Annotated in this window: 8 protein-coding genes and 1 pseudogene; 2 read left to right on the forward strand and 7 right to left on the reverse strand. The window is 68.8% G+C overall.

The features are described 5' to 3' along the window. Window position 1: 1 nt before the first annotated feature. Complete coding sequence (locus tag ACX114_RS08150) at window positions 2–1,177, reverse strand: AI-2E family transporter (RefSeq protein ID WP_459296356.1); 1,176 nt, start codon at window positions 1,175–1,177, stop codon at window positions 2–4. Between the two features lie 137 nt (window positions 1,178–1,314). Between ACX114_RS08150 and ACX114_RS08155 the strand changes: the two genes are divergently transcribed. Then, complete coding sequence (locus tag ACX114_RS08155) at window positions 1,315–1,731, forward strand: DoxX family protein (RefSeq protein WP_206798810.1); 417 nt, start codon at window positions 1,315–1,317, stop codon at window positions 1,729–1,731. Window positions 1,732–1,741: 10 nt separating this feature from the next. On the opposite strand, the gene ACX114_RS08160 is transcribed toward ACX114_RS08155, so the two are convergent. Next, window positions 1,742–3,031, reverse strand: coding sequence for a threonine/serine exporter family protein (locus ACX114_RS08160; protein WP_459296359.1), 1,290 nt, complete (start codon window positions 3,029–3,031; stop codon window positions 1,742–1,744). A 136-nt stretch (window positions 3,032–3,167) separates the two neighbouring features. Here ACX114_RS08160 and ACX114_RS08165 point away from each other — a divergent pair, with 136 nt between their 5' ends. After that, window positions 3,168–3,971, forward strand: a complete 804-nt coding sequence (locus ACX114_RS08165) for a pseudouridine synthase (protein WP_459296361.1) — start codon at window positions 3,168–3,170, stop codon at window positions 3,969–3,971. Here ACX114_RS08165 and ACX114_RS08170 read toward each other — a convergent pair. From ACX114_RS08170 to ACX114_RS08190, 5 genes and pseudogenes are all read right to left on the reverse strand, one after another. Then, window positions 3,968–5,998 (reverse strand): protein kinase domain-containing protein, encoded by a 2,031-nt coding sequence (locus tag ACX114_RS08170; RefSeq protein ID WP_459296363.1) that lies wholly within the window; start codon window positions 5,996–5,998, stop codon window positions 3,968–3,970. The genes ACX114_RS08165 and ACX114_RS08170 overlap by 4 nt on opposite strands. Before the next feature lie 27 nt (window positions 5,999–6,025). Continuing rightward, entirely contained in the window at window positions 6,026–7,972 is a 1,947-nt protein-coding gene (locus ACX114_RS08175; protein ID WP_459296365.1) for a serine/threonine protein kinase, read from the reverse strand. A gap of 56 nt (window positions 7,973–8,028) precedes the next feature. Further along, the gene (locus ACX114_RS08180) at window positions 8,029–8,715 is read right to left on the reverse strand and encodes a hypothetical protein (protein ID WP_459296367.1); all 687 of its coding nucleotides are present in this window, start codon (window positions 8,713–8,715) and stop codon (window positions 8,029–8,031) included. A gap of 193 nt (window positions 8,716–8,908) precedes the next feature. Continuing rightward, window positions 8,909–9,907: pseudogene (locus ACX114_RS08185) on the reverse strand (serine/threonine protein kinase); the annotation flags it as partial. Window positions 9,908–10,008: 101 nt separating this feature from the next. Then, the gene (locus ACX114_RS08190) at window positions 10,009–11,907 is read right to left on the reverse strand and encodes a protein kinase domain-containing protein (protein WP_459296369.1); all 1,899 of its coding nucleotides are present in this window, start codon (window positions 11,905–11,907) and stop codon (window positions 10,009–10,011) included. Window positions 11,908–11,919: the final 12 nt, after the last annotated feature.

Here is an 11,919-nt window from a genome sequence, read left to right on the forward strand (position 1 = left end):
GTCAGTGGTTGGACGGCGTGTCGGAGTCCGCGATGGGCGTGCCGGACTCCGTGGTGAGCACGACGCGCTGGGAGCCCGGCGGCAGGGGGCCTCCCGGCGTGGCCGGGTCGCCCATCCGTCCGTTGGGCCGGCCGTAGTCGCGCTCGTAGATGCGCACCACGGAGAGGAAGAAGGCGACGATGAGGGGCCCCAGCAAGAGGCCCACCGCGCCGAACGCCGCCAGGCCGCCCAGGAGGGCGAAGAAGACGATGGCGCCGTGCTGGTTCATGCCCTTCCGGGCCAGGAGCGGCTTGACGACGTTGTCCACGAGCCCCACCACGACGACGCCCCAGATGGTCAGGAAGAGGGCCGACCAGGGGTGGCCGCTGAGGAACATCAGGCCCGCGGTGAAGAGCACCACCACCGCGGCGCCCACCGCGGGGATGAGGGCGAGGAAGAAGGTGAGGCCCGCGAAGAACAGCGGCGCGGGCACCCCCACGATGAGGAAGCCGATGAGCGCGGCCGCCGCCTGGACGCCCGCGGTGGCGATGGTGGAGACGAGCACCGACACGGAGGTGCTCTTGAACTCGCGCAACAGCTCCCGCGTCTGGCCGCGCCTCAGCGGTGACACGCTCTCGAACCACTGCACCAGGCGCGCGCCGTCGGTGAGGAAGAAGAAGAGCGCGATGAGCATCATCGTCAGCTGGAGGATGAGGGTGCCCGTGGCAGCCACCGCTCCCGTCACGGCCTTGGCGGCGGTGCCACCCTGGGTCGTCACCTGCTCCTGGAGCTTCTGGTCCAGTTGCTCCTGCTCCAGCGGGAGCCGCTCGATGAGCTTGCTCACCGGCCCCTGGATGCCGCTGGGGAGCTTCTCCATCAGGCCCGTCATCCCGTCCTTCTGCACGGCCTCCGTCACGAAGCGCGCTCCCTCGGACACCTCCGCGACGACGAAGGCGGTGAGGCCGCCCAGGGGCAGGAGCAGCGCCAGCAGGATGCCGCCGACGATGAGACCCGCCGACACGTTGCCGTGGCCTCGCAGCCGCTTCCGGAGCCGGGTTTGCAGGCCGTGGAACGCGCCCGCCAGCACCGCCGCCAGGAAGAACGCCTCCGCGAAGGGCCGGATGACCAGGCACAACAGGACGATGGACAGCAGGATGAGACCCACGAAGACGCGGCGCGCTACCTGATCGGAGGCCATGGCCTTGCGAAGTTAGGGAGCCGGACCTGTCGGCGGGAGCCTGCCCGGCCGGATTGTCTTTGGAACATTCCCCCTGGCCCGGCCGCCTGCCTGCTCACGGAGCTTGGGAGCGGCGGAGGGGGCGCTAGAGTGCGCGCATGCCGCCTTTTGACTCCGCCCGCTTCACGCTCTGGCTCCCGCAACTGCTGTGCGCCGCCTTCCTGGCCATCCTCTTCCTCCAATCCGGCCTGGACAAGGTCGTGGACTGGAAGGGGAACCTGGGGTGGCTGACCGGCCACTTCTCCAAGTCGCCCCTGAAGGGCGTGGTGACCCCGATGCTGGCGGTCATCACCCTGATGGAGCTGGCGGCCGGAGCGCTGAGCGGGGCGGGCGCGGTGGCGCTGCTGGTGAACGGCAACCCGTTCCTCGCGTACCTGGGCGCGGTGCTCTCCGCGCTGTCGCTGCTGGCGCTCTTCTTCGGTCAGCGCATGGCGAAGGAGTACGCGGGCGCGGCGGTGCTGGTGCCGTACTTCATCGTCGCGCTCGCGGGCGTGTACCTGATGCGGCTGGCCTGAGGCCGGCCCGTCAGAGCACCTTGCGCGAAGGCATGATGGCGTTGGCGGACAGCAGTCCCGCCGCCAGCGCCACCGCGACCATCAGCATGGAGAAGGCCGTGTCCACGCCGGCCACCACGTCGCGCTCCAGCAGCGACGCCAGGCTGCGGAAGCCCACGCTGCCGGGGACGAGCAGCATCAGCCCCGGCACCACGGTGGTGACGGCGGGCCGGTTGCGCAGCCGCGCCAGCGCGTTGCTCCCCATGCCCAACAGCAGCGCGCCCGCGAAGGCGCCCAGCTGAGGCCCCAGGAGCAGCGCTCCCAGCCGCGCGCCCATGAACGCGGCGGCGCCGGCCAGGGCAATCCATCCCCAGTCCCGAGGCCGGGCGCGGAAGAGCACCGCGATGGCGAAGCCCGCCACCACGAGCGCGACGATGGCGACCCCCGGGGGAAGCACGGTGGGCAGGGACGGCGTGGGCATGGGCACGGGAGGCAGCACCGTGGCCACGCGGCTGCCCAGGGCCGCGCCGAAGCCCAGCTGGAGGAACACCAGCGCGGCGTGGGTGAGGCGCGACGTGCCGGAGATGAGGTTGCGCGTGGCGACCTCGTTGACCGCGATGGTGAGCGTGAGGCCGGGCAACAGGACGATGAGGCCCGCGAGCGTGGCCACCTCGCCGTGCAGCGGGCCGAAGAAGTGGGCCGCGATGCCCGCGAACGCGGCGGACAGCACGGCCGCCACGGGCTCCAGCACGCGGGCGGTGGTGGGCTGCTTGCGCGTCAGCAGGTCCAGCGCGCCAATGGCCAGGCTGCTGAAGCCGGCGACGCCCATCTCCTTCCAGCCGCCGCCGAACAGCAGCGCCGCGGAGGCGCCCGCCAGCATCCAGCAGAGCAGTTGCAGGGCGGGACCGTAGCGCGGCGGCCGGGCGAGGATGGACTCCACGCGGGTGGCGCCCTCCGTCGGCGTGAGGCGTCCCTGGATGACATCGTCCGCGAGCAGGTCCAGGAGGATGAGGCGCTCCAGGTCGAAGTCGCCGGGCTCCACGCGGATGAGGCTGGTGCGCAGGTCCTCGGGGGGGCCGAAGGACGCGAAGATGGAGGTGGGCGTGGAGAAGAAGCGGGCCTCCAGGCCCAGCCGCTCGCTCACCCGCATCATCAGGCCCTCCAGGCGATGGGCGGGCGTGCCGTGGCGGTGCAGCGCCTGGCCCAGGCGCAGCACGAAGGCCACCGCGGGGCCGGGCGGCGGGGGCGCGAGGGAGGCGACGAGCTCGGGCGGGGCTTCAGCGATTTCGGAGGGACGCGTGGACACGGCGGGCGCGCACATGCGCAGACCCGACCGGGGGAGTCAAACGACGTGGAGTCTCCCTGCAAGCCCCCCTGCTCGTACCTATGTCCAGGGTGTTCGGGGAAATCCCCGGGTGTGACGCATCTGATACAGCGGGCGGCACACGGGAGGACGCATGGCGCGCAAGCAACGGACGCCCAGATGGCTGGAGGCCGCGAGGCGCAGGGGACCGGAGACCCCGGCGGGGCCGAACGCGGACTGGCTGGCGCGAGCGTTGGGCCGGGCCGGCGTCCTGCCCCGGACCGGGGCCGAGCAGGCGATCCGCGACGGCCGCGTGGAGGTGGACGGCCGGGTGGAGCGCGAGCCGTTCGCGCCGGTGGGGGAGGGGACGCGGGTGCGCGTGGACGGCGTGGAGCGCGCGCTCACGCGCCAGGTGCGCGTGCTGATGTTCCACAAGCCCGCGGGGCCGGTGGTGCACGGGTCGGATCCCGAAGGCGTGGGCACGGTCTTCGAAAGACTGCGCGCGGTGCTGCCGCCGGAGCTTCAAGGCTTCGAGTGGTACGCGGTGGGCCGGTTGGACCGGGACACCACGGGGCTCCTGCTCTTCACCAACGACGAGCGGCTGGTGCGGCACGCGACGGCGCCGGAGACGCACCTGCCCAAGCGGTACGTGGCGCGCGTGGAGGGGCAGCCCCCGGAAGCGGCGCTGACGAGGCTGCGAGAGGGATTGACGCTGGAGGACGGCCCCACGCGCCCGGCGGAGGCCGTGCTCCGCGCGCCCGACGTGGTGGCGCTCACGCTCACGGAAGGACGGCACCACCAGGTGAAGCGGATGCTCGCGGCGGTGGGGCACCCGGTGCTCGCGCTGCACCGTGAGGCGGTGGGCCGGGTGGCGCTGGACGTGGCGGAAGGGGCGTGGCGCGAGCTGACGGAGGTGGAGGTGGCGGAGGGGTTGGGGTTCCAGCCCGGTGCGGCCTAGAAGCCGAGGTTCTTGATCCGCTCCCTCGCCTTCGCCGGGTTCGCCATGTTCCTGGGGGACATCAGCATGTACCGGTCGTGGGCCCTCTTGGCCTTGGCCTTGTTGCCGATCAGGGTATAGGCGGTCTCCAGACCCAGCCAGGCTCGCCGGATGCCGGGGTCCTTCCAGGTGACGGCCTCCAGGAGCTTCACGGCCTCCCGGTGGTCCTTGGACGTGCCCGGCTTGAGCTTGATGAGCGTCAGGCCCAGCTCGAGCTTCGCTTCCAGCGAGTCCGGCTTCATGGCCACCGCGTTCCGGTAGGTGGTGACGGCCTCCGGGTACTTCTCGTCGCGGAAGGCCGTGCGGCCGGTCTCCATCATGTCGGCGAAGGTCTCCGGCTTCACGATGCGACCCGAAGACGACGAGAGGGCCTTCGCGTCGTCCAGGACCTGCACCACCTTCGCGCGGCTGGGATGCGTATCGGGGGCGTACTCCAGGAAGCGCTGGTAGTGCGTCACACTGGTGCGGCTGTCATGGAGTCGCGCGTACAGCATCCCAAGCAGCAGCTGGCATTCCGCTTCCTGGGGGAATTGCTTCGCGCACTGGTGCGCCAGGTCCACGGCGTCCTGGAGCGCACCCTGCTGCACGCGCGCCTGGACGCGGTCCTGGTAGCTGGCCAGCGACAGGGGCGCTTCCGGAAGCGGTGCCACCGTGAGGGGCGCGCTGCCTATCGTCTGGGGGACCGCGAGCGGCCGTGCATCATTGGGAAGGGGTTGAACCGCGCTGGAGGGACGCTCGATGGGGCGCGGGGCTCCAGGGTGCTCCGGCGGCACGGAGGAGGAGAAGAACCACAGGAGGCTGGCCCCGAGCGCCACGCCCGTGGTGCTCAATCCCACCATCCACTTGCGCGATGTCGCGGGAGCGAGCGCGGCCGGGGCCTCATTCTCTTCCACGATTTCGACGCTGGAGGATTCGGGCAGGGGAATCCGGCCGGTGTGGAGCAGCGGCCTGGGGCGCGGGGGCTTCTTCGCGAGCGCCGGTTCCTGCTCGCGCCAGGACTCCAGCTCCTCCTGGAAGGAGTCCGGGACGGACAGCTCGCGGCCGTGCGATTGCAAGTCCTGACGAAACAGCATCCGCAGCAGGTGCGCGAGGCTCAGCGAGGAGACACGCGGGTGGTTCGCGTACAGGAAGCCCGCGAGGGCCTCCGCGAAGGCGTGGCTGGATTCGAAGCGCTCGGACCGGTCCGGGTGCAGGGCCTTGAGGACGATGCGCTGGAGCGCCGCTGGAAGGTCCGGCCGTGACTCACTCAGCTGCGGAAGCTCGCCGTTCGCGATGCGCATCATCACGACCTGGGGTGGTCCCTCCAGGGGAAGCTTTCCGCAGAGCAGTTCGTACAACACGACGCCGGTGGCCCAGATGTCCGTGCGCGCATCCACGTCCTCGCCACGCGCCTGCTCCGGGGAGAAGAAGAGGTACTTGCCCTTCACCACGCCGGGCTCGGTCTTGAGGTCCCGGATGAGCTGGGCCTTGGCGATGCCGAAGTCGACGATCTTGACCTGGCCCTCGTAGCTGATGAGGACGTTGTCCGGGGAGATGTCGCGGTGGACGATGCCCAGCGGCTGGCCACTGCTGTCCGTGCGCGTATGGGCGTAGTGCAGGCCCCGGCACATCTCCATGGCGATGAAGACGGCGATGGGGACGGGCAGGGCGCCCATGCCGCTCTTCATCGCGCGCTTGAGGAAGCGGTGGAGCGGCTGGCCGTCCACGAACTCCATGGCGAGGAAGTACCCACCGTCCACCCGGCCGAAGTCGAAGACCTGGGCGACGTTGCCGTGGGACAGCGTGGCGGAGATGCGCGCCTCGCTGATGAACATGGAGATGAAGGCCTCGTCGTTGGCGTACTCCGGGAGGACCTTCTTGATGAGCACGGGCTTGGTGACGCCCGCATCGCCTACCAATTGGGCGCGCCACGTCTCCGCCATGCCGCCCTGGCCCAGCCAGGACACCAGCTCATACCGCCCGAAGGTGTCGCCTGCCTGGAGTGCCATGGGTCGGGCATCCTAGTCGCAGAACCTTTATTGGGTCATTTCGCTGACGTGCGCCCTGGCGGGATGGTCCTCGGATGCAAGCGTCAGGAACCGCAGATAGTGTTCGCGGCTCTGCTTGCGTTTGTACATCCGGTCGTAGGTGTCGCCCAGGATGAGATGGCATTCCGCATTCTGGGGGTCGAGCAGGACGCACATCCGCGCTGGGCCCAGCGCTTCCTCCCTGCGCTTTCGCTTGGAGAGTTCGGCGGCCTTCTTGTGGAAGAGCTTGCTCCACGCAAGGTCACTGCGCCCGGGTGCCGCGGGAGCGGGAGGGGCCGTCCCGGGCGGCTCCTCGAGCACCTGCAACAGCAGGAGCGCCACGTCGACTGGATTGGGTTCGAAGTCCGATGAATACAGCAGATCGATGATGCGACTGCGATGGGGGTCGCCTTCGGGAGACAGCCGCACGAAGGCTTCGTAGTGGTCGGCGCTGGCTTGCAGATTCCGGAACCTGGCCTCGACCACGCTCAGGAACAGATGGCATTGCGGCGCCTGCGGGTACCGGGCCACGCAGTCATTGGCGACGAGCCGCGCGCTATTGAAGTCCTCCTGCCTGATGAAGCCGTGGAGCTTCACCAGGAAGTCATTGATGGTGGGGGAGGCGGTGCTCGCGGCGGTCGCCGTGGGGCTGGCCGTGGCGGGAGGAGGGGGGACCGCGCGCGTGGGTGCTGGCACTTCCCGGACAGGCTGCGGAATGTTCCTGGCAGCAGGGGGAAGGGGCTGGACCTCCGGGGCATTCGCGTTCGACAGGAGCCAGAAGGACGCGCCGAGCCCCAGGAGTGTTGCCAGGGCCAGCGGGTAGAGAAGCGGACGTGGCACCTGCTGGAGGGGAGCGGGGGTCTCCGAGCCAGACGGATGGGGTTCAAGGCGTGAAGCGCGCGGCTCGCCTGGCGCGGTGGTGCCCCGCGTGCGAGGCGCCCTGGTTGGCGGAGGCGCGCGCCAGGCGCTCATCTCCTCCAGGAAGGAGTGCGGTACCGCCAGCTCCCGGCCCTCCTGGGACAACTCCGCCTTGAAGAGGGAGCGCAGCAGGTGCGCGATGGTCATCGCGGAGAAGCGCGGGAAGTTCGAGTAGAGGAACCCCGCCAGCGCATCCCCGAACTCATGACTGGACTCGAAGCGCATCTCCCGGGTCGGCGCGAGCGCCCGGAGGAGGAGTTCATTCAAGGCGTCCGGCAGGTCGGGCCTCAAGACGTTGGGCGCCGGGAACTCGCCGCGTCCGATCCGCATCATCACCGCGGGGGGCGGGCCTTCCACCGGCAGCTTCCCGCAGAGCAACTCATACAGCACGACCCCCGTGGCCCAGACGTCCGTGCGTGCGTCCACGTCCTCTCCGCGCGCCTGCTCCGGAGAGAAGAAGAGGTATTTGCCCTTCACCACGCCCGGCGCCGTCTTGAAGCCCCGGATGAGCTGCGCCTTGGCGATGCCGAAGTCGACGATCTTGACCTGGCCCTCGTAGCCCAGCAGCACGTTGTCCGGAGAGATGTCGCGGTGGACGATGCCCAGCGGCTTGCCGCTGCTGTCCGTGCGCGTGTGCGCGTAGTGCAGGCCCCGGCACATCTCCATCGCGATGAAGACCGCGATGGGAATCGGCAGGGCGCTCATGCCCTGTTTCGTGGCCCGCTTGAGGACGCGGTGCAGCGGCTGGCCATCCACGAACTCCATGGCCAGGAAGTACTCCCCGTCCACGCGGCCGAAGTCGAAGACCTGGGCGATGTTGCCGTGCGACAGCGTGGCGGAGATGCGCGCCTCGTTGATGAACATGGAGATGAAGGCCTCGTCGTCCGCGTACTCGGGGAGGACCTTCTTGATGAGCACGGGCTTCGTCACGCCCGCGTCGCCTACCAACTGGGCGCGCCACGTCTCCGCCATGCCGCCCCGGCCCAGCCAGGACACCAGCTCATACCTTCCGAAGACGTCGCCCGCTTGGAGTGCCATGGCCTGGTGCTCTTGTGTCCAGCTTCGACTGAAGGTTGAGTCGTTGGGGTGAGGGCCTATTGGGTGCTGTTCTTCAGGATCTCGATGACGCGGTCTCTCTTGGGATAGCCATCAGGAGTCAGCGCCACGAATGTTTCATAATGTTGTTCACTCCTCTTGAACTCCTTGAGCTTCGCGTAGAGCACGCCGAGCATGAGGTGGCATTCAGGAATCTTGGGGTCGCCGTCCACGCAGGCTTGTGCCACCTCCAAGGCGTCGTGAGTGCGGCCTTGCTTGTTGAGGTTGTTGACGGTGATCTGTATCTCGTTGATGTTCTTCGAGAGGGTGGAGGGGCTTGTCGGGCGGTCCGCTGGGAGCGGGGACGGCTGCTTTGGGCGTATGTCAGAAGGCGTGTTGGCGTTGGCGAGTTTTGCTTGAATGAGCTGGAGCGCGTTCTGGCAGCTTTGATTCTTGGGGTATGTTTCAAGGCAGCGCGTGGCTGCCGCTTGCGCGTCGGCGAGCCTGTTGTCCGCCAGGGAGTGGTGGATGAAGAGCAGCATGGCTCTGACCGCGGAGGCTTCTTTTTCCAAGGCGGCGGTCGGCACATCTGCATTGGCGGCCTGCACCGTCGGTTCAGGGCCTTCCTGCGTGTTGGTGGACGGGCCGGGATTGGCTCCGGTGACTGCAAAAGGTTGCTGGATGGGCGTGGGAGGTGGTGCCCCCGCGGTGGTCCCGGTCGAATGTGTATCCAACAAGAGCCACATGCACGCGCCCACGGTCAGCAGTCCTCCCGCGCTCAACCCATAGAGCAGAGGGCGCGAAGGGCCAGGAGCCGGCACGATGGACCGGGGTTGGGTCGTCGCCGTGACGGGTGATGGGGAGGTCGCCCGGATGCGCCGGGTCTGGCGCTGGGTCGATGGCGGCGGCGTCACCTCTTCATCCGGCGAGGTCCTGTACGCGCCAGGCCTTCAACTCCTCCAGGAACGAACCCGGCACGGACATCTCCCGGCCTTCCTGCGCCAGGTCCCCCCGGAAGAGCACCCGCAGCAGGTGCGCGATGGTCAAGGAGGAGAAGCGCGGGAAGTTCGAATAGAGGAAGCCCGCCAGTGCATCTCCGAAGGCGTGGCTGGATTCGAAGCGCAGCTCCCGGTCCGGAGTCAGCGCCTTCATCAGGATGTTGTTCAACTCCTGCGGCAGGTCCGGCCGGAGCACGCTCGGCGAGGGAATCTCCCCTCGCGCCACGCGCATCATCACCACGTGTGGAGGACCCTCCACCGGCAGCTTCCCGCAGAGCAGTTCATACAGCACGACGCCCGTGGCCCAGACATCCGTGCGCGCGTCCACGTCCTCTCCGCGCGCCTGCTCCGGAGAGAAGAAGAGGTACTTGCCCTTCACCACCCCCGGCGCCGTCTTGAAGCCCCGGATGAGCTGCGCCTTGGCGATGCCGAAGTCGACGATCTTGACCTGGCCTTCGTAGCCCAGCAGCACGTTGTCCGGAGAGATGTCCCGGTGGACGATGCCCAGCGGCCGGCCGCTGTTGTCCAGGCGGGTGTGCGCGTAGTGCAGCCCCCGGCACATCTCCATCGCGATGAAGACGGCGATGGGAATCGGCAGGGCGCCCAGGTCGCTCTTCATCGCGCGCTTGAGCACGCGGTGCAGCGGCTGGCCATCCACGAACTCCATGGCCAGGAAGTACTCCCCGTCCACGCGGCCGAAGTCGAAGACCTGCGCGACGTTGCCATGGGACAGCGTGGCGGAGATGCGCGCCTCGCTGATGAACATGGAGATGAAGGCTTCGTCGTTGGCGTACTCCGGGAGGACCTTCTTGATGAGCACGGGCTTGGTGACGCCCGCGTCGCCCACCAGCTGCGCGCGCCACGTCTCCGCCATGCCGCCCCGGCCCAGCCAGGACACCAGCTCGTACCGCCCGAAGACGTCGCCCGCTTGGAGTGCCATGGGGCAGACATTCTAAACCCAGATTCCAGGGATGGCAGAATCGAGCCTGTCTTTCTCCTGCCTGGCCGCTTGGGATGTCAGCGAGTGGAAAGGCTGACCACTCAATTCGCGCTGCTGGTCTGCCCGAGCAGCTCGACGACCTTCGCCCGGCGCGGGTGGTCCGCGGGCGCGAGCTTCAGGAAGGTCTCGTAGTGCTGCGTGCTCTCCCGTGGATGGTTGAGCTTCGCGTGCACGGCCCCGAGCATGAGATGGCACTCCGGCATGTCGGGGTTGTTCGCCGCGCAGTCGTTGGCTGCTTCCAGCGCCGCGTCGTAGTCCTTGCTCTGGAGCAGGCCGGAGACCTTCTGCTGGACCTCCTGCTGCTTCGTCTTCACGAGCGAGGACACCTTCTGCTGCACCTCCTGCCGCTTGGAGTCGATCAGCCCGAAGACGCCCTTCTTGGGCGCGGGCGCGCTCTCCGGAGCGGCGGGAGGCGGTTCCTGGATGGCGCTGGCCGCGACGACCGTGGGCTGCTCCTGCTCCACGACCGGAACGGGCGTTGGCTCCTGGGCCTGGACGTGTTGGGTCGCGCGGACGAGCCTGGACGACTTCCGGGTGGCGGGCACGGGGCGCGCGGGTTCTGGCTCGGCGGGACTCACGGCCGCAACCTCCGCCACGGCCTCCGGTTCCTGCACCGGACTCGGGGCGGGGGGTTCGGGCTCGACCTTCGGGGCGGGGGCTTCGACCGCGACCGTCTGGGGCACGGGAACGGGAACGAGCTGCGTGACGGGCTCTTGCGAACGGGAGCCCATGAAGAACCAGAGGCAGGCCCCGGCCACGGCCAGGCCTCCTGCCGCGCTCGCGGCGTAGAGCCCCTTGCGCGAGGGCCCCGACGGAACCGTGGGCGCATCTGGCTGCGTCGTCTCCGTGGGGGGCGGAGGCTTCGCGACGGCGCGCGCCATCCGCCGGGTCTGGACCTGCGCCGGCGGTGGGGCATCCAGGAGCTTCGCCAGCGCGGGCTCGCCCCACCTCCTCGCCTCGTCGTGAAAGGCCGCGGGCACGGGCAACTCGCGGCCCTCGTGCGTCAGGTCCGCACGGAACAGCACCCGCAGCAGGTTCGCGAGACTCAGCGAGGAGAAGCGCGGGGAGTGGTCATGGAGGAAATCCGCCAGCGCATCCCCGAAGGCATGGCTGGATTCGAAGCGCTGCTCCCGGTCCGGAGCCAGCGCCTTCATCACCAGCGCATTCAGCGCGTCGGGCAGGTCCTGCCGGAACGTCGTTGGGGCGGGGATCTGTCCATGGGCGATCTTCATCATCACCGTCTGCGGTGGCCCCTCCACCGGCAGCTTCGCGCACAGCAACTCGTACAGCACGACACCGGTGGCCCAGACGTCCGTGCGCGCATCCACTTCCTCTCCGCGCGCCTGCTCCGGGGAGAAGAAGAGGTACTTGCCCTTCACCACGCCGGGCTCCGTCTTGAAGCCGCGCAGCAACTGCGCCTTGGCGATGCCGAAGTCGACGATCTTGACCTGGCCCTCGTAGCTGACGAGCACGTTGTCCGGGGAGATGTCGCGGTGGACGATGCCCAGCGGCTTGCCGCTGCCGTCCGTGCGCGAATGCGCGTAGTGCAGGCCCCGGCACATCTCCATCGCGATGAAGACCGCGACCGGGATGGGCAGGGTCCCCAGGCCTGCCTTCTTCGCGCGCTTGAGCACCTTGTCGAGCGGCTTGCCGTCGACGAACTCCATGGCGAGGAAGTACTCGTCCTCCACCTGCCCGAAGTCGAAGACCTGGGCGACGTTGCCATGGGACAGCGTGGCGGAGATGCGCGCCTCGCTGATGAACATGGAGATGAAGGCCTCGTCGTCCGCGTACTCCGGGAGGACCTTCTTGATCAGCACGGACTTGGTGACACCGGCGGCGCCGACGAGCTGGGCGCGCCACGTCTCCGCCATGCCGCCCCGACCCAACCAGGACACCAACTCATACCGTCCGAAGGTATCTCCGGCTTGCAGTTCCATATGGGGCGCGCA

Source organism: Corallococcus sp. M7 (assembly GCF_054512695.1).